Here is a 21014-nt window from a genome sequence, read left to right on the forward strand (position 1 = left end):
GTTAGCTTATCCATGTTCGAAGAAACATATTTCTGATACTATAGAAAAAGTTAGGTATGGTTTTACTAGAAAGGATGATGAACATGACAGAAAGACTTTATTATAGCAATCCCTACACAAAAACGTGGGAAACAGAAGTGACAGAGACGCGCGCTCTTTCAACTGGCTACGCATTAACGTTAAAACAAACCGCTTTTTATCCAGAAGGCGGCGGACAGCCTTCTGACTACGGTACTATTGCCGGAATCGACGTAAAAGATGTTTACGAAGAAAATGGAGAAGTCTATCATCTCGTTAATACACTGCCTGCACAAACGAACGTCACGTGTGAAATTGATTGGCACCGCCGCTTTGATCATATGCAGCAGCATAGCGGACAGCACTTACTTTCGGCTCTATTAATCGATACATATGATATTCACACCGTTAGCTTTCATTTAGGAAGCGACGCTGTCTCTATTGATTTAAATGTGCCTCAGTTATCTCATGAGCAGCTATTACACATTGAAAAAGTTGTAAACAATGCTATTTACAGCAACCGCCCCATTAAAACGTACGAAGTGAAAAAGGAAGACTTACATACTCTTGCGCTTCGCAAAGTGCCCGATCTAGAAGACGAAGTGGTACGCATCGTAGAAATTGAAGGCATTGATGTTTCTGCCTGCTGCGGTACTCATGTGAACCAAATTGGAGAGCTGGGTCTCATTAAACTTACGAAAACGGAAAAGCAGCGCGGCAATACACGCCTCTTTTTTAAATGCGGTATGCGTGCATTAGCTGATTATCAGCAGTCTCAAGAAATCGTAGCAGAACTTAGCAATAAATTCAGTACAAGCCGTGAATTAGTTATAGAACGCATTAAAAAATTGGAGACTGAACAAAAAGAGCTGCAAAAACAACTAGAAGAATTAAAAAATGAAAATGCAGCTTATTTAGCAAGTGAATTAGAAGCCAAAAAAGAAGGATCATTTCTGTACCATCACTTTGAAAATCGTACACTAAAAGATGTGCAAGCTTTGACAAAGCAGCTTCTTCAAACGCCTGATACAACGCTTCTTTTTGCTTTTTCAAGTGATCAAAAAGTCTTACTGGCTCACAGCGGCAGTGAGGTAAAATGCGGAGAACTTTATAAAGAGCTGCTTCCGCTTTACGATGGAAAAGGCGGCGGCGGACCAAAACAAGCTCAAGCCAGCTTTTCATCTTCTGAAAATATGAACGCATTTCTTAGCGCAGTAAAAGAAAAAATAACTGGAGCATAACAAAAAGCCTGTCTTTTTAAAGACAGGCTTTTTCAACACAATCAGCTTACTAAATAGCCAATTAATAACCCAATTGATAAAGTAAATCCAAAAAACGTATTTGTTTGAGCAGTTGCTTTCATCGCAATAAGCTCTCCGCGTACAAATGCTTGTACGGCTTGAATGGGCTTAGGTGCACTAAGGAACACTAAGAAAATCCAAGGGCTAATATCGAAGAATACCACTAATGCAACGGTCCAAATATACGCAATGCCAAACAAAGCAGCTAAAAATCTAATCGCATTTTTAGAACCTAATAAAATAGCTAGCGTACGTCGTCCGCCTTTTGTATCTTCTTCTATATCACGAATGTTGTTAGACAAATTAATCGCGCCTACTAAAATCGCAATAGGGAGTGATACAAAGATGCTTTCAGACGTTACGGTATTCGTTTGAATAAAAAATGAAATCAACACGAACATCGCGCCCATGCACAGACCTGAAAATAACTCTCCAAACGGCGTATACGCAATCGGAAGCGGTCCGCCTGTATACAAATAACCAATCGCCATACCTACTAATCCAACTAAAGCAAGCCACCAGCTGCTGTTTGCACATATATATACGCCTAAAATAAGAGCAATTCCATAAGAAATCAGTGCTAAATTTAATACCGTTTTCGGCTTCATTCCGTGTCTGACGATGGCTCCTCCAATTCCTACGGAGTCTTCTGTGTCTAACCCGCGTTTAAAATCATAGTACTCGTTAAATAAGTTCGTCGCAATTTGAATCCACAAACATGAAAAAAGCATCGCTAGGAACATCCAAACGTTCACATGGCCATAAAACATAGCTAGAACTGTTCCAATCAAAACGGGTACAAACGATGCCGTTAACGTATGAGGACGGGTTAATTGCCACAAAATTTTCCCTTTACTGTACTGCTCGACTGCAGCTTTATTTTCTTTGTTATGACTTGTCATCATCCTCTTCCCTTCTATTACGAACCGTATCTCTATTTAAAAGTGCTGCTTTTAACATAATGAATGATAGCAAACTTACTCTAAGACAATACACGTCCGCCCAACAAAAAAATCACGGAATCCTTTAAAATATAAGTTCCATCTTATATCATAATAATTTATTGCTCTTTTTACAAGATGACCGCTTATACATTTTCGCCTTTTTTCTGCAAAAATCTGCTTTGACGCAGAAATTTATAATAAAAAGATGAAAAGCTTATACGAAAAGTGAGGTTGAGACTTAACTAAATCAATCTCATCTAAAGATGAACAAATAGGATAAATGATTTGGTATGGGGTGCTTGTTACACCGCAGTTGATTTCCGTGCAAGACGTCGCTTTCCGCGGGCGGCCGCTGAGCCTCCTCGTCGCTTACGCTCCTGCGGGGTCTCACCTGTTCCGCTTCTCCCGCAGGAGTCTTTGCCTTGCCCTCCAATCAACTGCTAGAAGGAACGAAACACATGAAAGCTATCTTCACAATAAAAAAAGCCGAACGAATTGGATTCTCAATCGAGAATCGAACTCGTTCGGATCTTCCTTTAACTAACATACGTTCATACAAGCCTCTTTTTTTATCACTACATCTTAGTAATTAAAACCGTCGTCCCCGTGTCTTCTGCGAAATCTTTTATGAAAACATGAATCGCATATCGCATGATCATGATTCCAAGGAAGGTCTTTAGAACACGCACTGCACGTTCTTTTAAATTTTTTCATATCTTTTCTTAATACGTCATGTATTTTGTTTGTAAGCTCTTCTCGGACACGCTCCCAGTAAATAGCTTCCGGTCTTCTATCCATTCGATATAAAAATAAAAGATGCAGGCCAATCGCCTTATAAGACAGCTCTAATTTTTCCAGTGAACCTTCTATTATCCTTGGTTCAGGTAATTCTTCTCTGTTAACAATTGCATTCATGCTAGCCACCCACTGCTTTTTCAAAGAGCTTTCTTTTGCTGAAAACGGCAGCTGCAAGTAACCATATAAATCAACAATGGGCATTTTCGCTTCAATCAGCGTGTCTTTCACTTCCTCATAAAGCTCACGTTCTTGTGCCAGGTTTGATTTTTGTGTACCTTTTGGATTTTTAAATTTAGCCCACATGTCAAAAAACGTTCCGAGGTCATGATGATATTCTTTAAATCTTCTTAGCATATCTGAAGTAGGCGCAATTGAAAATTTGCTGATTTGCTCGTCTGTTGAAAATAACAGTTCTCTCATTTGCTTTGCATCTTTAGCGAATGCAACTTCTCCCACATTATAGAGACCCTTTCTTCCAGCACGACCTGCAATTTGCTTTAACTCTTGAGAAGTCAACAACCTCCGTTTTTGCCCATCAAATTTCATGTTTTCTAGAAGCACAATTCGTCTAATTGGAAGGTTTAACCCCATTCCAATTGCATCTGTAGACACAATGACAGTTGTTTCTCTATTAATGAACTGCTCAATTTGTTTTCTTCTTGTTTCAGGCGGCATACTTCCATAAATCACGCTCACTTTGTGACCATCTTTTTCTAGCTTAGCCGCTGTTTGAAGCACTTTTTTACGCGAGAAAACAATTAAAGCATCTGCGGGTTTCACTTGTTCAATTTTGAAATTTCGAAGATCTACTTTTAAAGGTATATCTCTTTCGTACTCATGAATTTCTGAGATCACACCGTCTAACATCTCTTCTAACATACTTCGAATGCTTAAACTCCCGATCACATGAACTTGTTTGGCATTAGCTCGGGTGATGGCTTTATACCATGAAAACCCCCGATCTCGGTCTTGAATCATCTGTGCTTCATCAATTACCGTTACATCGCCATGTTCTAATTCACTAAACATTTCTACCGTACCGGCCATGTGCTGAGCGTCTTCAACAATCTTTTCTTCTTCACCTGTTTTTAACGAACAAGCAACTCCGTCTTTGTTCAGCTTTTCAAAAACTTCTAAAGCTAACAGGCGAAGTGGCGCTAAGTAGCTACCCGAAGCAGCTTTCTTTAATGACTTTAATGCTGTATACGTTTTTCCTGTGTTTGTATCACCGAGATGAAGAATGTATTCCGTTTCTTTTCTTGGATCCATTTCGTATTCTGCACCAAAAATATAATTTAACTGTCGCTGTTCTTCTTCAATCAGCTTGTTCTTTTCTTCACGTTCACGTTCTTGTTGTAATCGTCTTTCTTCCAATTGCTGTGCATATCGCTTTTTATGCTCTTCGATCGTTAAGTTGTGATCTGAAACTTCTAGTACATAGGAAAGCTTTTCTTCTACAAGCATTCTTTTATATTCATAGACCAAATCCGATAAATCACTTCTGAGTGCTTTTATAATATCCATTCGTGTTACCGAATCATTTGTATAAGATTTATACTCTTCTTTAAATGAAGCAGGAAGGTCATCCATAATCATAGTTGGAATGATTTCATAAATCTTATCGGTGATAAATACCTCGTATACATCTTCATACGTTTCAAACAAGATAATCGTTGAATATCTGTCTAATTCTGAGCTTACGTTCCCGGTGAGCTCTTGAAAAAAGTCATGAACCGTTTCATAATCATGACGTGTTAAATCACCGTTTTCTATTAATTCATCTTCAAGCTCAGTATGCGGCGCATAGTTTTCAATATACTTTGAGTTTGTTTCAATGTCTTTTGATAGCTGATGTGAAAGCTGTTCTCTTATATGTAGGTAATACAGCTCTTTGTTTACTTCCAAAATAGGAGCTGCTTCCAAATTTAACTGTAATTGATATCTGGCTTTTCGATCATTAATACTTTGCTGTCTTTCTTTCTCTTTTCTTTCTTCTTCTTTTTTGGCAAATTCAGCTCTTGCTTCTCCGTATAGAGATAGCCACTCTGCTTTACTGCCCTTTCCGTACTGCTTTTCTAACCAAGAAAAAGCATCAAATTCTATACCTTTTCTCGTTTCTTTAGCAAATAACTTATCGATAGCTTGAGGTTTATATCCTTTTATCTCAAAGCCTCTTTCTGTTAAATACGATCTTCTGTTTTTCTTAGATACAGAAGAAACAACTATTTTTCTCCACGCAGTCCCCCAGGCTTTTTTAATAAAAGAGTGCCTGTCTGTTAAATACGTCTCTAAATCCGGACATTCGTCTTGTTCACCTAATACGCTTTTTATATCCTGTAGCAATGTATGCTTAGTTTTTTCAATGGCCCTGCCTTGAATAGCCTCTAATTCGAGCATAAAATTCTCCTTTGGAAAGTTTTCCTACATTTATTATAGAAAAGACCCCTTATAGAATCAAATGCATTGTTACCACTTTATTTGAAGCTAGATTAAGAACTTCTCTTCCCCATGCTTTTGCTTATTTCTCACCTATTTTCAAGATAAAAAGCTCCTTTAAACAGGAGCTTTCGGTATATTTTAGATAATTCAGTCTTTTCTGAATATCTATCAAGCATTTTTGTCAATTCCCTTTGAGTAAAGGATGGAGAGCTGCGAAAGCTTGGTTAACGATACGTGTAAAACACCTGTAAATAAAAAAGCTAAGATTGTTGCGCCTGTGGCTAGCGGATGAACGTACGTAAAATAATAGGCAAATACAGCCCCCACTATGTAGGATACATACACATGAAGGTTAAATCCTTTTGTATACCAATATATTTTATTTTCCTTATCTAAAATAGCTGAAATGTCATAGTGTTTTCGGCGAATAATATAGTAATCAACAAGAACAATCGCAATAATAGGAATAAATAAGACGCCGATCATAAGCAAAAAGCTTTGAAAATTTGTCATTAACCACTCTTTTAATAGAGAACCTAGGACTGTGACAACTCCCATCGTTAGTGCCGGTATCCAAAAGCGCTGCTTTGAAAAAATAGACAAATAAGACATTGTTGCGCTATACAGTACCATTACGTTGGTTGACAACACCGATAAAAAAATGACGATGGCTGCTACTAATCCCAACAGCGGGCTATATGCGCCAATTAAATTTACCGGGTCATACGTTTGCGTCATATTTCCGAGAATTGAAAAGCCTGAAACCGTTGCGCCTAATCCCATTGCAATCAAAGTCGCAACGTTATAGCCTAAATACGTTCCCGCAATTCCCGTTTTTTCAGATTTACAGTTTCGATTATAATCGCAAACAATAGGAATCCACGTAAAAGCTGTAGCTACTACAATATCAAAAGCTAACATTCCTGTAATACCAGGATTTTCGCTTGCTTTCATTTGCATTAATTTTGCTGCATCAAATTCGATAAACAAATAGCTAAACACAACGGTTGCTAAAATGACCATTAGCGTAGCTACTAATTTTTCCGTTGCTTCAATGCCTTTGTGTCCGTATATAGAAATAGCTACTACTAGTACTTGAGTAAGAATTGTAAATAGATTGATGTTGCTGTAACCGGTCAAAAAGGTGACGGCATGATTTAAACTTAGCCCTGCCATGTAGGCGCTTGAATCCATGCCCATCCTATTAATGTAATAAGATTAACAGCAGCAGGAAGCATAGCTCCTCTTTGCCCAAAAGCAGGTCTCATCAAAACCATGGTTGGAAGACCGGTTCGAGTTCCGATATTCCCCATCAGCACGAGCGGTATGGCACCGACTAAAGAGCCAAGCACAATCACAAATAATGCCTTTAAAAAGGTCATATCGGGTACAAACAGCATTCCCGTAAAAACGGTCGTTACTACCACGTTGGCTCCTATCCACATAGAAAATGTAGAGAAGAAGCCCATACTTCTTTTATTCATTGCAATCGGCTGCACATCATCATGGGCGAGACCACTTTTTGTTGTCATCCCTTTTCCACCTTTCACTTTTATTGATACCAATTGGCTCGAGCTAGCTTGGAATTTGTATTCACATGCTTTGTTTCAGTAAAAGCAGCTAATCCTGATGGACCTAGCTCCCGGCCAATGCCGCTTTCTTTAAAACCGCCCCACGCCGTTTCAATATGAGGCGTATGGTAGCTGTTGATCCAAATCGTTCCCGCTTGAAGCTGTTCAGCAACTCGCTCTGCTTTCATTAAATCATTCGTTAAAATTCCTGCAGCTAAACCAAATCTCGTACCGTTGGCAAGTGCTATGGCTTCTTCTTCACTTGAAAAAGATTGAACGGTAATGACGGGACCAAATATTTCTTCTTGGACGATTTTCATATGCTGCTCCACGTCAACGAGCACCGCTGGCGTTATATAGTTTCCACCTTCGCAGTCAATTAACGTTCCTCCTGTTAATAAATTCGCACCTTTTTCTTGACCTAGCTTAATAAAACTCTGTATTTTATTCAGATGCTCCTTGCTAATAACCGGACCCATCTCCGTTTCTTCTCTTAACGGATTACCAATTTTTATAGCAGCAACAGCCTCCGTAAGAGCAGAAAGAAACGAGTTATAAATAGATTCGTGTACGAGTATACGCGATGAAGCTACACACACTTGTCCTTGGTTAAAAAATGAGCCAAACATTGTCCAGTCTACTGCAATATCAATTTCGCTATCTTCAAAAATAAGAAGCGGAGATTTCCCTCCCAGTTCAAGCGAAACTCTTTTCATCTCTTTTGCGCACTGCTGATAAATACGTTTGCCTGTTTCTGATCCTCCTGTAAAAGAGACTTTGGCTACGTCTTTGTGTTCAACAAGGGCACTTCCCACTTCACCGTCTCCTATAAGTAAATTAAACACGCCTTCTGGTATACCGGCTGTTTCACATAGTGAAGCTAACTTTAAAAAAGAAAGCGGCGTTAATTCTGACGGCTTAAACACCACCGTATTTCCAGCTTCTAATGCAGGAGCCAGCTTCCACATGCCAAGCAGCAAAGGGAAATTCCAAGGAACGATTAGCGCGCATACGCCAATAGGTTCTTGAATGATTTTACTGCTTGTGTCGTCGAACATGTTCTTTGTCCACGGCTGATTTTCTTCTATTAAGTTTGCGTAATATCTTAAACAATTAATTGTATCTTCAATATCTAACTGCGCTTCTTTTATCGGTTTGCCAGTATTTAATGTTTCTGTTTCAGCGAATATACTCGCTTCTTTTTCTAATAAGTCTGCTAGTTTCGTAAGCACCTCTACACGCAGTGATTTATTTTTCTTCCATTCACTTTGTTCAAAAGCCTGCTTTGCTTTACCTACCGCTTCCTCTACTTGTTGAAGCGACGAATCAAACACTTCCGCTATAATCTTATTGGTCGCTGGGTTGATTATTTCTCTTTTACATGGTTTTGCTTGTTTCTTATCTATTTTTACATTTACTTGCCCGTTCATAGTCAAACACCCCTCATAGAGAACTCTTATATAAAAATGGGAAGATAATAGTACCTTCCCACTTTTACCGTCTTTTTTATATTTAGTCGCGTGCTTTCACTAACAGCGCTTCTTCTTCTTTTTCTTTTTTTCTTAACGCAATAAGTGTGATAAATTCATAGACAATATTAGCGGCCGCCGCTGCTGTAATTTGGCCATGATCATAAGCTGGCAGTACTTCTACTAAATCAAAACCGACAAAATCAATATTTGTTAAGCCTCGAACGAATTGAAGCGCATCGTCAATACTTGCACCTGAGACTTCAGGCGTTCCTGTTCCCGGCGCGTAAACTGGATCTAAAAAGTCAATGTCAAACGATAAAAATACGGGTCCTTCCCCTACACGCTCATGAATAATGTCTAGCATTCTTTCAACGCCGAGTTTTTTATATTCGTTTGTCGTATACAGAGCTAGACCTAAGTTCTTTGCATCTTCTAAATCTTCAATGCCGTACAGACCGCCTCGCATACCAATTTGAATTGAGCGCGACACGTCGATTAACCCTTCTTCTATCGCTCGTCTGAATACCGTACCGTGATTGTATTTTTGTTCAAAATAACTATCCCACGTATCAGAATGAGCATCAAACTGTAAAAGCGCTACCGGTCCGTGCTTTTTCGCGATGGCACGAAGTTCACCAAGGGTCATCGAATGATCACCGCCTAGTGAAATAGGAATAATTCCTTCATTCACAACCGGCGTTAACCCTTCTTCAATTTTTTTATACGTTTCTAAAATATACCCGGGAACCACTGATAAATCGCCGTAGTCCACGCCTGAGATGTAATCAAAAATATTAATCTTTTGTTCTGGGTTATACGGGCGAAGCAAAATGGAGAAATCTCGAATAGCTTCCGGTCCAAAACGTGCTCCTGTTCGAAAAGATTGACCTGAATCAAATGGAATACCCGTCACAATAAAATCCATCTCTGCATTTACTTGTTCTACGTACGGAAGTCTCATAAATGTACGTGGTCCGCAAAAACGCGGAGATTCAAATGAATTTTTCGGCTGATATTTTGGCATGATTTATTCCTCCTAGTGGGTTTCATTCATTAGCGCCGCATCATCATGTTAGATACTAACGCTTTTTATTTAGATACTTTTTATTAATGCAAAATGCATGCCAATTTTTATCACCTTATTTCGCGCAATTATGGACGATTTTTAATTCATAATAGAATCAAAACAAAAAAACTGATTCAGTATTGAATCAGCTAATTCATTTTGAATTAAAATTTCATTATTTTATATTGTACTTTCGTAAACGTCTTACGACCGTAGGCTGACTGATTCCTAGTGCATTTGCCATTTCATACGTTGTTTGACACTGACGATGAGCGCGAATTAGCCAGTTTTTCTCTACTTCTGCAAGTGCTTGCTGAAGCGTCATTCCCTGAGAGGTTAACGTGTCAAGAGACTCCCATTCTTCTTTTTCACTGCTGCTATTTTCTGAATAAAACGGGAGATCTTGAGGCGAGATGCTGTTTTCATCCGTTGTTAACACGAGGCGTTCAATTGTATTTTCAAGCTCGCGCACATTTCCGGGCCACGGATGTTCAAGAAGCAGATTTAATGCTTCTGCATGAAAAAATTTCTTGATGTTATATTTTTCATTTTGTTTATGTAACACGTGATAAAGCAGTGCCGCGATGTCTTCTTTTCGCTCGCGAAGCGGCGGAATGGTAATCGGAATAACGTGCAAGCGATAAAATAAATCTTCACGAAACGTTCCTTTTTTGACCATTTCTTCAAGCGGCTGATTTGTGGCTACAATCAGCCTGAAGTTTACGTGTTTGGCTCGTTCACTTCCAATTTTGGTGACTGTTTTTTCTTGCAGCACTTTTAACAGCTTTACTTGCATATCAAGGGGAAGCTCTCCTATTTCATCTAAAAAAAGCGTACCGTTATGAGCTAATTCAAACTTTCCTATTTTCCCTTTTGTACTGGCACCTGTAAAAGAGCCTGCTTCGTATCCAAACATTTCAGATTCGAACAAACTAGCTGGAATGGCTCCGCAGTTAATTTCAATAAACGGCTCTTCTTTTCGTTCACTTCCACAGTGTAAAGCACGAGCAAAAGCCGTTTTACCAACACCCGATTCACCTAGCAGCACAACCGTTGCATCGCTGTCTGCCACGCGATTAATAATCGACCATACCTTTTTCATCGATTCACTTCGTATGACCATATCATTCGACTGCTGTTCCCGGAGTTCTTCCATTTCGAGCTGATATGTTTTCATTTTCACTTCGAGCTGCTGATAATCTTCTTTTAAGCGCTGAAGCTCTGTTAAATCATGAGAAAAGCTGATAACTCTTTTCATACACTGATGTTCATCATACACGGGAATACCGGTTGCCATTACAACTTTACCCGTTTCTGTTTGTTGCATCAGCTGTACTTCTTTCTTTTTCTTTAACACTTCAATCGTAACGGAAGGTGAAAAGATCCCGCGTTTTTGCAGTTCGTAGACGGTTTGACCGACCAACTCTGACACATCGTATCCATATATATCACGGCAGTTTTGACTTGCTCGTAAAACAAGTCCTTTTTCATCAGTGATCACGATATTGTCGTGAGAAGCATGCAAAATCGCTTCAAGCTCTCGTTCAATCATTCCCCTTCACTCCTCCTTTTTATGTAATCTGATTTTTCTAACATTTATATCTATTATTTTATCAGTAAACTCGCTTATTCAACACAAAAAGCTCCTTTAATAGGAGCTTTTTGTTTACGATAGCTGCTTCATTTTTTGTTTAAACAGTGCTACTTTTATCATAAAATAAGTGATGTTTTCAGGTAATTCTTCTTTGATTGGCTTTAACTTTTCATCGCCTACTGACGAAGCAGCTTGTAAAATTTGCTGTTCGTCTTCATCCGAAAGAAAAGGCGTCCAGTCGATTTCTTTTTCTTCTTCCGCGCATTTAAACAAATGGTTTTCAATGGTAATGCGGCTCAACTCACGTTCTTCAGCAATTTCGTCTAAAGATTTTCCTTGCTGAAATAGCTCATACGTCATTAAGTGAGAGCCTTCTTTTGATGAAGCTCTTGCTTTTTTTGGAGCAGGCGCTGAAACTTCTCGCTTTCGGTCTGGATGTTCTTCACAAAACTGTTTGATTTCAGTCGTGAATCGTTCTCCGTATCGCTCTTGTTTTTGTTCTCCAACTCCTTTTACAGTGGCGAACTGTTCAAGAGTTACCGGAAGTTTTGTACACATATCATGAAGAGTGTCGTCTGAGAAAATAACAAAAGGAGGCACGCCCGCTTCATCTGCTAGCTGCTTTCGAACGGAGCGCAAATGAGCAAACAGTTCGTCATCTTGGACAATTTGCTTCACTTCCATTTGTTCTTTCCTCATCACTTTTTCCGTACCAAGAAGCACCCCTTTTCCTTTGGACGCTACGGATAAAGTAGGAAATGACCCTTGTCCTACTAAAATAAACTGCTCTGAAATCAAATACTCGATAAAATCGCTCACTTCTTTAGCCGACCGGTCGCTCATGACGCCGTACGTTTTCAGTTTATCAAAACCAAAATCAACTACTTTTTTATTTCGAGAACCCGTTAACACTTGAGCAATCATCATTTTACCGAAACGTTCGCCCATACGAATCATACAAGATAACACTTTTTGCGTATCGACCGTTACGTCTATTTCCACGCGATCATCCGTACAGTTGCTACAGCGGCCGCACTCATGTGCTTCACTTTCTCCAAAATAATGAAGAATATACGCCTGCAAACAGCCTTCTGTATGACAGTAGTTCACCATATTTTGCAGCTTTTCAAGATCTTGAATCTGCTTTTTAGGATTCGACGTTGACTGTTCAATCAAAAAGCGCTGCACGCGAATATCTTGAGGTGAATAAAGTACGATACACTCACTTGGAAGTCCGTCACGACCAGCACGTCCTGCTTCTTGATAATAGCTTTCCATATTTTTTGGAAGCTGATAGTGAAGAACAAAGCGAATATTCGATTTATCGATTCCCATTCCGAAGGCAGACGTGGCTATCATTACCTGAACATCATCTTGAAGAAAGCGGTTCTGCTCTTCATCACGGCTGCTTGCGTTCATACCAGCATGGTATTTTGATACGTTAACTCCTGATTTTTGCAATCTAGCATGAAGTTCTTCAACATCTTTACGCGTAGCGGCATAAATGATACCTGCTTCTTGATCATTTTTACGGATATACTGATCGATATAGCTGATTCGATCCTGACCTTTTACAACAGCGAACGATAAATTTTCACGTTCAAACCCAGTCATCACCGTGTACTCTTCATTAATGTGAAGAGCTCGGCAAATATCTTCACGTACTTGAGGCGTCGCAGTAGCCGTTAGCCCCATCACAATCGGCGCGTTAGACAGCTTGCTGATTAGGTCACTGATGCGCAAATAGCTCGGTCTGAAATCATGCCCCCACTGTGAAATACAGTGCGCTTCATCTACCGCTACAAGCGGGATAGGAAGCATTTGAAGCTGTTCTAAAAACTGCGAAGACTCCAGTCGTTCCGGTGCTACATAAAGCAACTTATATTCACCAAGCGCTACTTCTTCTAAGCGCTGCTGTACCTCCGTGTGAGTCAGAGAGCTGTTAATATACGTGGCCGGAATACCAGCTGCATTCAGCGTGTCCACTTGGTCTTTCATCAAGGAAATCAACGGAGAAATCACCAGTGTTGTACCTTCTAATAATAATGAAGGAATTTGATAACAAAGTGATTTCCCTCCTCCTGTTGGCATAATACAAGCGGTATTGTGCCCTTCTAAAACATAACGAATCGACTCTTCCTGTCCTTTTCGAAACGAATCATAACCAAAATAGGACTGTAAATGTGTTAAAGCTTGTTCAAACTGCAAAATAGCGTCCTCCTTTAAAATAAGTAGAAATAGTAGTTGAGGGATTCATTAGAAGGAATTGAGACGTAGGATTTTATTTTATCAAATCTTAGAGGAAGTTGCACAGAATTCGTTGATTTAAGGATATAGCAAAAATGATAAGCGAAAAGCCATCAATTTATAACTCTCTTTCCTATCACAAACAATCTTTTTATGTATGTCAGGACTCCTTTCCTAAAAATCTTTCCCCATTCCATTCTTTTTTCCTGTATACTTAAGAATAGGAAAGAGGTGCTTATCACGAGACATCCTGTAGAAACGATTTATTATTTAGAAAATCCACAGCGTAATATCTCAACATATGCTTCCACAACTCAGTTAACGGTTGAGTCTGTTGTGAAAGATGTGTTTGGTGTTGCTTGCGTAGCAGATATTAAAATTATGCTTCAATATAATAAAGAATTCCGCAAAAGTATTAGTCAATTACACAATGCGATGGACGATGATCTTACGTTAGAAATGGTTTTTCGAGTTGCTTCAAAAGAAGATTTGCTTCGATTTAAAAAACGTTTACTTGAAAGTAGTTTAGATGACGCAGAAACGTCAATAGACTGTCCATTCAGCGCAACCATTCAATTACAAGATGGTCGATATACATGGAACGAGTCTACTTCTGTTTATGAAAAACAAAAAGAACGTCTTTCATCTTAAATTTCTCTATTTTTATGTATGCAAAAAGCCTGGATCTTAGCTGTTTAAGATCTAGGCTTTTTGCAGTTTGTACTGTACCTTAAAAGGTCAAAAAAAAGATGCAGGAAAAAGGCTGGCTAAAGCCTTCTTCTGCTTATTGTCCGCCAGATTCTCCTCAAAGATAACCGCGCTGTTTCCTCTTCTCCTATGTTAGACTTTTTAACTCAATTTTATGAAATAGGTTTTATCTCTTCCAATAACGTGTATACACAAAGCAAGAGGATAAGTTACTTAAACTTCTCTTCATTACTAAACATATTCTAGAAAGTTGTCTATCATACAAGGAGGTTTTTTGAAATGGTAAATGTAAAAGTAGTTGAAAATGGCGTACAGGCAAAAGATACAATCGAACAATTTTTGCGTGAAGGATTTACAAAAGACGAAGTTTATTTACTTGCACACCATCAAGATCGCTCCGAGGATTTAACAGCTGCAACAAATACAAACAATATCGGCCTTTCTGAACAAGGTGTTTTTGATGCGATTGCGAATGTATTTCGTTCTCGAGGAGACGAGCTTCGTGCCAAAATGCGTTCATTAGGCCTATCACAGCCGGAAGCTGAACGCTATGAAGAAGAATTAGATCACGGCAAAGTAATCGTGGTTGCATCAAAAGTTGCTTAATCTAAAAGCCCTACAGCAGGGCTTTTTTATTTTTGTCTTCTGCCCTTCTTCTCCTTTCATTAAAGAAGTCATCCCTACATATGATTATGAAGATAAGAGTTACTGTGAGGAGTGATATATTTGATTATAGGAATTGAGTACACAAAGCGTGTGAAAAATGGATTAGTCGTTAAAAATATTCCTTACAAGATACACGATAAACCTTGTGATGAAGGCTGCTGTAAAAATGATAAAACGATAGGCGTCAGAGACAAATTAAGGGTTAATTGGTTGTTAAACGTTTTTATGCCCAGTAAAAATATAACGGTATTTGATTATAAATATTGGTCAGAAGAGCTAACTTCTTTATGGAGAGAGTATCGGAGAAAAACTGTATAATACTCAAGATAAAAAATCTCCTTGATGAGCAAGGAGATTTTTTTCTATTGACTTTATCTTCTAGCACCAACCTATTTATTAAGCATTTCAACAATTTTTATACCTTTAGATGTTTGTACCATCACTATTATAAATTGCTGAATGGGATGCTTTTTCTTCCACTCATCATAATCAATTTTATATGTAACATTTCTTAGCTGTGTTTATCCTTTTCTGCTGAAGGTAATAATGAAGATGCATAAACTATATAAAGGGTGAAAAGTTATGATTAACGTCATTGAGACACTACTTGATTATATAAAGAACTCTTCTACAGATGATCCGCCCCCTCGCCCACATATCGGTGAGACTATGGGATGCTGGCTGTATTTTACTGCTTTAGCGGAAGAAATACCTGCCTTAGAAACTTGTCTTAATACAACAACCAACAGTGAACTGCTTAAGCTTGCTCAAGACTCAAAAAACCTGGCTGAATCTCAGATTGATACACTAAAAAAATTAATGATTAAAGAAGGAATTCCCCTTCCTGAAATACCGGCTACCAAACCGAAATCCGACCCTAACAGTATTCCATTAGGAGCAAAAGCCACGGATTCTGAAATCGCTAACTTAATATCTATAAAAATTGCCTCTAATATCGTCATGTGCAGCACGAATATGGGACAATCTATTAGAACCGATATTGGATTAATGTGGTTGAAATTCCACACTGAAAAGGTCATATTAGGATCAAAAATAAAAATTCTAATGCAGCAAAAAGGCTGGCTCAAAATTCCGCCTTATTATTATCCACCTGGAGCCCCTCATAACTCTAATTGAAGTGTTCTTAGGTAAAACAGCATAGATAACCTTACATCCAACACATTTAACGAGGTGCTTAAACATGGATTTCCCTACAATTCATACAAATTTTTGGGACGCAGTCATTGGTGTTCCTGTCGTATTAATCGTGACGCAGCTGATCAAATGGCTTTTTCATCCTAAAGAGCAATATGTTCCGACTATCGCTTTAGCTGTCGGCGTGCTTTTTTCAGTATTGATCAGTCACCCTCATCATATTATTGCCGGATTGTTTATGGGATATTTTTATGGATACGCCGCAATTGGAAGCTATGCAGGTCTTAAAACAACGTGGAGAACGATTAGAAAAGATACGTCTCCTTATTCATCAGACTAAAAACCAGCGAAGTATTCGCTGGTTTTTTATTCTTCATTGCTTATTTCTTCTGCTCCTAGCTCTTTGGCTAAGTGAACAACCGATTGATTGATTTTCCATACGTAATAAATGTTATGCAGCAGCTGCAGATGCTGTAAGTTTCTTGATTGAACGGACGTATCAAAATAATCTAAAGATTGTTCAATCTTTTGTCTTACATCTTCAAGCGTGTATACATACGTTCCTCTTTCTCCTCGTAATGCTTTTTCAAGCTGAGTGAAGTTGCTTGCCACTTTCTCTTCCACTTCCTTTACTACGCCATGAAATTCTGCTTCCTTATAAAAAGCTTCGTTTCTAGTAGAAGATGCCACCAAATGCTTAGCGTAATAATTAATAGCGGTAAAAACAGTTAAAAATTGCTGAAGACGTGAACGGCCAACGAAACCTTTGATAATAGGATCTGAATCGACATGAAGCTGTTTTAGCTTTTTTTCTAATTCCATTCCTTTATCAGCTAAATTGGCAAATGCGTACTGATTCGTAAAACGATGTAAATAAGTATGAACAAATTCTTTTAAAGCCGCTACGTATTCTACTGAAGTGTCGGTTATTTTATCTCTTGTTCTTTTAGGAAACACAAGAGCAGATACGGCTAAGCCAATTCCAACTCCTACGACCGTATCTAACACGCGGGCCAGCAATAAACTCTCTGAAATTCCGCCAAGAAGCATGTCATACATAAAGGCCAGCATCATCGTAATCCAAAAACTCATAAACGAATACGTAATGGGAAAGAAATAAAAAGCCATAAACACACAGATAAAAAGCAGCGTTACTTCAAGTATTCCAGGGGAAACGTAGCTTGCAACAACAAAGCCGACAGCTGCTCCTAAAAGCGTGCCTACGCTTCGCTGCACGGCTTTTACAAACGTACTTCCTATCGTTTCTGTACCGAGAAGCACTAAATAGCCTGCTAAGAGCGCCCAATATTGATGCGATGGAGATAAAAACGAGCCAAATATTAATGTCGCAACAGCAGTGATGACCGCTTGAATAGACTTTTTCGTAGACGGTTTTAATCCTTTTTCTTCATCATTATCCTCTTCGTCTTCTTGTTCTTCCGCTTCTTTTTGAGGCTGTTTTTCTTGTTTCACAATTGCTTGCTGCAGCTCATACGCTTCATCAATGACATGATTTGATATTGTTTCGATACGGCGTATTAAGTAAAGCCAGTCTTTATACCTTTTGTCTTGAGGTTCGAGTTCGCTTAATTTTTGGCGCAGCTCTTGCAGATGCTGAGCTGCATCCGTTAAGGAATGAGTAGGATTTTCATTTAATACCTCTGCTTCGCGAATCGATTCCACTAGCTTTAACAGCACCTGCTGAATATCAAAATGATTAAATGCCTTTAATTCACTGAGTTTTCGGATTGCCGGAGAATATGTCTGCAGCAGCATCACTGTATCAAATACATAAAGGCGCATTTGCTCAGCTGTTACGCCAGGCCATATGTCGTGAGGATCTGTATTGCCAAGCTCTTCTGATGCTACACGGGCATACTCCGCTAGTTTTTTAATATTGCGGTTGTATTGTTTAATTTGAGCAGGTTCAATTTGTTTCTTTTGAATTAACTCAATAATTAAATCAAGCACCAAATTCACTTGAATATGAAATGATTTCATTGAAGACCTCAGTACGTTGGCAGGTCGGTCTTTCAAGATGACAAAATTATAGATAAATGCACAGCAGGCTCCTACTACAACGCCAGCTAACAGCCACGGCAGCTGAGAAAATGTAACGTGTAAAATAGAAGCAAAATAAAACGACATAAATGCTACCATCGACAGGGAAAAATAGCGAATACCAAATTTCTGTAAATAAAAAGACAAAAACACCAATAGAACGAGAAAGATATTTTCTGCTTGTCCATATCGTGATAGAAACGAGCCAATTCCAAGAGAAACGGCGCTGGAAAGTGCTACTAATCCTGTTGTCACTTTTTTTGCTTTTGTTGTTTCATCATTTACAACCAATATACCCATCAGGCCGATTACGCCCGATAAAATAGCAGCGGTAATTTGAGAGCTTCCCGCTGCTTTTAATACAATCAGCATAATAACGACAGCTGTAATGACACTGATCGTAGCTTTAGAAGCTGTTTTGAACCTTTTTCGTCCAGGATCTGCAGCGACTAAGCGGCTAAACCAATATGAAAAAATAAAAACCCTCTCCTTTCGTGCTGTAAAGTTCTTTGTAGAAAGAGTAATATTATTACTTATACCCTTTTTAATTCTTTTCTATCGTATGTAAGTATGTTTTTCACTATAACATTGCAAACGGCTAAAGAACTAAACAAATGCTTAAAAACACATCTGTTTTCTGTCAGATGTGTTTTTAAAAAATAATGGCTCATTATAGTGTAAGTGAAGAAATTTCCCACCCGTTGGTTAACGGATTTCTTTTTAAAGTAAAAACCATCGTTGTCTTTTGAGCCCCTTTATCTTCGTAATAAATAAGACAATCTACGGCGATTTTCTCTTTTGTTTTATACTTTTTCGCATGAAATAAGTCCGTTTTATAATAAATGGTGGAGATCCTATGCAGTTTTGCCCATAGCTTATGCTCTTGCTTCACGCGCAAAACCGGCTGCATTAAGGCATCGTCATCTTGCTTTAATCCTGTTAAAAACATATTTACGACTTCTGCCGGCTCAGCTTTTAATGCATATTCATCAAGCTTTCCTCCTGCTTTTAATACCATTAACTGATGACCTGGATCTACATTTTGAGACTTGTGAGTCGTACTTCCTGCAAAATGAATGCAAAAATGACCAGGGAACCCATTGTCAAGCGCACCGGCTCCGTGAGGCATTCCGTTCATGGAAGCTGCAAGCATTTGGCCTTTAAACGGAATAAGAACAGCTCTTCGGTTCCAGCTCCATTTTCCATTATATAAGTGCTTCATTACTTTCGTATCTTGACGTGTAAGCGGCTGAACATCGGCATGGTGTGAGCCTGCTCTTCGCTGCACATAAAAGTAAAAACCGGTTTCTACATCAATAACTTTAAATTTTTTCCCCTTTGGCAGTAAGCTTTCTACACGTTTCCACTTTAATACTTTTCCTGTGTCACTTACCGGAAAGTACGTAAGGTTTTCTTCTGCTTTCATCTTTTGGGGATGCACAAAAAAACTAATAAGCATAAAGACTAAAATCATTAATTTTGTCATTGTCTACCCTCATTACCTTGTAGTTTCTCTATGTAATATGCGAAAGTACACATACAATTATAAATAGAAATTTTTACACGCTCGACTCATGGAAAATAATACAAAAAAGAGCTTGTGAATCCTATACATTAAACGGTTCATTTTATTCATACTAACAGGTGAAAGCGAGGTATATGATATGAATTTCACTTGGATGGTTGGACTTTTAATGCTCATTCAACCTCTTTCTACACAAGACCACCTATCTATTACTCATGACGGTAAACCAATTGAACAGATTGAACGGGACAAAGTGGCCGTGCCTCTTCTTCCTGTACCTATGGTTGATCATGATCGATACAATCTTCTTCTAAAAGAATTGGATAAAAAAACATATAGAGAGCCCATAAATGCCCGCATTGATAAAAGCGGACAAATTGTTCCTGAGCAAGCGGGTGTCAAACTATATCATAAAGATTTTGTGGAGAAATTTTATACTTATTTTTTTAACGGCGGTACGTCAACATTAGAAGTTCCGACGCTGCCTGTTCCGCCTCGCGTGGATAAGGAGCTGCTTGCAACGATTCGCATTAAGCAAATCGGTCATTATCATACGGTATTTAACCCCCATAATAAAAATCGTTCCCACAATATTTCTCTTGCGGCTGAATCACTAGACAGCAGCGTCATATTTCCTGGGGAAGTTTTCTCTTTTAACCAAACCGTTGGAAAAAGAACGGCAGCAAAAGGGTATATGCGTGCGCCAATCATTGTAAAAGGAGAGTATTCCGAAGGAGTTGGAGGAGGAATTTGCCAAGTTTCTTCTACTTTATTTAATGCCGTCGATAACGCTGGCGTAACGATTACGCAGCGCTACTCACATAGCCGCAGTGTTTCCTACGTACCTCCTGGACGAGACGCTACCGTCAGCTGGTATGGACCTGACTTTCATTTTAAAAATACGTACAGCGACCCTTTATTGATTCGAGCGCAAGTACATGGCGGAGTCGTAAGCGTGGCCGTGTACTCTACTGATGCGATTGAATACAAGCCTCGCCGCGTGCCTTGGGCTTCTAATGAACCCTTGCCAAAAGAGAAAAAAATTGAATCGCATGTTGATACTGAGCCTGCTGATTAATCCTCTCTTCCAGCTTTTTATAATGAACATAAAAAAGCCTAAAGGGTATCCTTTAGGCTATTCAGTGATATAATTAGCAGCCGTAGTAGCCACCGTAACCACCGCTATAACAACTACATCCAATAATTACTAATAGAATAAATAATACAACTAATAAAGCGAAACCAGAACCGAATCCACATCCAGCATTAGACATACAAGCACTCCCTTTCAATGTGATTTTCTGATGCTAAAACAAAGAAGGTTCAAACATGGGGTGTTTCTCATGGATAGCTTATTGTATGTCTGCCTAGACGTTTTGGTTTGCTGTCCTGCTCATTTTTTAAAAATCGGGCTTGTTTTCGTCTTTATAACTCGGAAAATGTAATTGC

The 21014-nt window shown here is 38.8% G+C and carries 17 protein-coding genes and 1 pseudogene; 7 read left to right on the top strand and 11 right to left on the bottom strand.

Going from position 1 to position 21014, the window contains the following annotated elements; translation table 11 throughout:
* Positions 1 to 83: 83 nt before the first annotated feature.
* Positions 84 to 1259 (top strand): alanyl-tRNA editing protein, encoded by a 1176-nt coding sequence (locus tag ACRPLY_RS02365; protein WP_325076802.1) that lies wholly within the window; start codon positions 84 to 86, stop codon positions 1257 to 1259.
* Positions 1260 to 1300: 41 nt separating this feature from the next.
* On the opposite strand, the gene ACRPLY_RS02370 is transcribed toward ACRPLY_RS02365, so the two are convergent.
* From ACRPLY_RS02370 to recQ, 8 genes and pseudogenes are all read right to left on the bottom strand, one after another.
* The gene (locus tag ACRPLY_RS02370; RefSeq protein ID WP_025752322.1) at positions 1301 to 2221 is read right to left on the bottom strand and encodes a 1,4-dihydroxy-2-naphthoate polyprenyltransferase; all 921 of its coding nucleotides are present in this window, start codon (positions 2219 to 2221) and stop codon (positions 1301 to 1303) included.
* A 344-nt stretch (positions 2222 to 2565) separates the two neighbouring features.
* A complete protein-coding gene (locus tag ACRPLY_RS02375) occupies positions 2566 to 2700 on the bottom strand; it encodes a hypothetical protein (protein WP_268988747.1) in 135 nt (44 codons plus the stop codon).
* A gap of 145 nt (positions 2701 to 2845) precedes the next feature.
* Complete coding sequence (locus ACRPLY_RS02380) at positions 2846 to 5458, bottom strand: helicase-related protein (RefSeq protein ID WP_325076800.1); 2613 nt, start codon at positions 5456 to 5458, stop codon at positions 2846 to 2848.
* 210 nt (positions 5459 to 5668) lie between these two features.
* Positions 5669 to 7032: pseudogene (locus ACRPLY_RS02385) on the bottom strand (purine-cytosine permease family protein).
* Between the two features lie 20 nt (positions 7033 to 7052).
* The gene (locus ACRPLY_RS02390; protein ID WP_325076798.1) at positions 7053 to 8501 is read right to left on the bottom strand and encodes an aldehyde dehydrogenase family protein; all 1449 of its coding nucleotides are present in this window, start codon (positions 8499 to 8501) and stop codon (positions 7053 to 7055) included.
* 82 nt (positions 8502 to 8583) lie between these two features.
* The gene (speB, locus tag ACRPLY_RS02395) at positions 8584 to 9567 is read right to left on the bottom strand and encodes an agmatinase (RefSeq protein ID WP_325076797.1); all 984 of its coding nucleotides are present in this window, start codon (positions 9565 to 9567) and stop codon (positions 8584 to 8586) included.
* 217 nt (positions 9568 to 9784) lie between these two features.
* Positions 9785 to 11161, bottom strand: a complete 1377-nt coding sequence (locus ACRPLY_RS02400; protein ID WP_325076795.1) for a sigma-54 interaction domain-containing protein — start codon at positions 11159 to 11161, stop codon at positions 9785 to 9787.
* Between the two features lie 114 nt (positions 11162 to 11275).
* Positions 11276 to 13411, bottom strand: coding sequence for a DNA helicase RecQ (gene recQ, locus ACRPLY_RS02405; RefSeq protein WP_108674707.1), 2136 nt, complete (start codon positions 13409 to 13411; stop codon positions 11276 to 11278).
* 270 nt (positions 13412 to 13681) lie between these two features.
* On the opposite strand from recQ, the gene ACRPLY_RS02410 reads away from it, so the two are divergent.
* The 5 genes from ACRPLY_RS02410 (at position 13682) to ACRPLY_RS02430 (ending at position 16319) form a co-directional block, all read left to right on the top strand.
* A complete protein-coding gene (locus tag ACRPLY_RS02410; protein WP_033578925.1) occupies positions 13682 to 14101 on the top strand; it encodes a hypothetical protein in 420 nt (139 codons plus the stop codon).
* A gap of 336 nt (positions 14102 to 14437) precedes the next feature.
* Positions 14438 to 14764, top strand: a complete 327-nt coding sequence (locus ACRPLY_RS02415; protein WP_013056955.1) for a general stress protein — start codon at positions 14438 to 14440, stop codon at positions 14762 to 14764.
* Positions 14765 to 14875: 111 nt separating this feature from the next.
* Entirely contained in the window at positions 14876 to 15142 is a 267-nt protein-coding gene (locus tag ACRPLY_RS02420; RefSeq protein WP_230683508.1) for a hypothetical protein, read from the top strand.
* A 264-nt stretch (positions 15143 to 15406) separates the two neighbouring features.
* Entirely contained in the window at positions 15407 to 15961 is a 555-nt protein-coding gene (locus tag ACRPLY_RS02425; protein WP_033578924.1) for a DUF3231 family protein, read from the top strand.
* A gap of 64 nt (positions 15962 to 16025) precedes the next feature.
* Positions 16026 to 16319, top strand: coding sequence for a hypothetical protein (locus ACRPLY_RS02430; protein WP_325076793.1), 294 nt, complete (start codon positions 16026 to 16028; stop codon positions 16317 to 16319).
* A gap of 26 nt (positions 16320 to 16345) precedes the next feature.
* Here the strand turns inward: ACRPLY_RS02430 and ACRPLY_RS02435 are convergent, their stop codons facing one another.
* Both ACRPLY_RS02435 and ACRPLY_RS02440 read right to left on the bottom strand, forming a co-directional pair.
* Positions 16346 to 18412: an FUSC family protein gene (locus ACRPLY_RS02435; RefSeq protein WP_325076792.1), complete on the bottom strand. Its 2067-nt coding sequence runs from the start codon at positions 18410 to 18412 to the stop codon at positions 16346 to 16348.
* Between the two features lie 298 nt (positions 18413 to 18710).
* On the bottom strand, positions 18711 to 19526 hold the full coding sequence (locus ACRPLY_RS02440; RefSeq protein ID WP_014460202.1) for a hypothetical protein: 816 nt from the start codon (positions 19524 to 19526) through the stop codon (positions 18711 to 18713).
* A gap of 178 nt (positions 19527 to 19704) precedes the next feature.
* Between ACRPLY_RS02440 and ACRPLY_RS02445 the strand changes: the two genes are divergently transcribed.
* Positions 19705 to 20643 (top strand): VanW family protein, encoded by a 939-nt coding sequence (locus ACRPLY_RS02445; protein WP_014460203.1) that lies wholly within the window; start codon positions 19705 to 19707, stop codon positions 20641 to 20643.
* A gap of 73 nt (positions 20644 to 20716) precedes the next feature.
* On the opposite strand, the gene ACRPLY_RS02450 is transcribed toward ACRPLY_RS02445, so the two are convergent.
* Positions 20717 to 20839, bottom strand: coding sequence for a YjcZ family sporulation protein (locus tag ACRPLY_RS02450; protein ID WP_013083059.1), 123 nt, complete (start codon positions 20837 to 20839; stop codon positions 20717 to 20719).
* Positions 20840 to 21014 lie beyond the last annotated feature (175 nt).

This window comes from Priestia sp. TGN 0903, from assembly GCF_050846855.1.
Classification (GTDB): Bacteria; Bacillota; Bacilli; order Bacillales; family Bacillaceae_H; genus Priestia; species Priestia zanthoxyli.

Coding starts and splice junctions, on each gene's coding strand:
- ACRPLY_RS02365 (WP_325076802.1), top strand. CDS start 84: ATGACAGAAAGACTTTATTATAGCAATCCCTACACAAAAACGTGGGAA.
- ACRPLY_RS02370 (WP_025752322.1), bottom strand. CDS start 2,221: ATGACAAGTCATAACAAAGAAAATAAAGCTGCAGTCGAGCAGTACAGT.
- ACRPLY_RS02380 (WP_325076800.1), bottom strand. CDS start 5,458: ATGCTCGAATTAGAGGCTATTCAAGGCAGGGCCATTGAAAAAACTAAG.
- ACRPLY_RS02390 (WP_325076798.1), bottom strand. CDS start 8,501: ATGAACGGGCAAGTAAATGTAAAAATAGATAAGAAACAAGCAAAACCA.
- speB (WP_325076797.1), bottom strand. CDS start 9,567: ATGCCAAAATATCAGCCGAAAAATTCATTTGAATCTCCGCGTTTTTGC.
- ACRPLY_RS02400 (WP_325076795.1), bottom strand. CDS start 11,161: ATGATTGAACGAGAGCTTGAAGCGATTTTGCATGCTTCTCACGACAAT.
- ACRPLY_RS02415 (WP_013056955.1), top strand. CDS start 14,438: ATGGTAAATGTAAAAGTAGTTGAAAATGGCGTACAGGCAAAAGATACA.
- ACRPLY_RS02425 (WP_033578924.1), top strand. CDS start 15,407: ATGATTAACGTCATTGAGACACTACTTGATTATATAAAGAACTCTTCT.
- ACRPLY_RS02430 (WP_325076793.1), top strand. CDS start 16,026: ATGGATTTCCCTACAATTCATACAAATTTTTGGGACGCAGTCATTGGT.
- ACRPLY_RS02435 (WP_325076792.1), bottom strand. CDS start 18,412: ATGCTGATTGTATTAAAAGCAGCGGGAAGCTCTCAAATTACCGCTGCT.
- ACRPLY_RS02440 (WP_014460202.1), bottom strand. CDS start 19,526: ATGACAAAATTAATGATTTTAGTCTTTATGCTTATTAGTTTTTTTGTG.
- ACRPLY_RS02445 (WP_014460203.1), top strand. CDS start 19,705: ATGAATTTCACTTGGATGGTTGGACTTTTAATGCTCATTCAACCTCTT.
- ACRPLY_RS02450 (WP_013083059.1), bottom strand. CDS start 20,839: ATGTCTAATGCTGGATGTGGATTCGGTTCTGGTTTCGCTTTATTAGTT.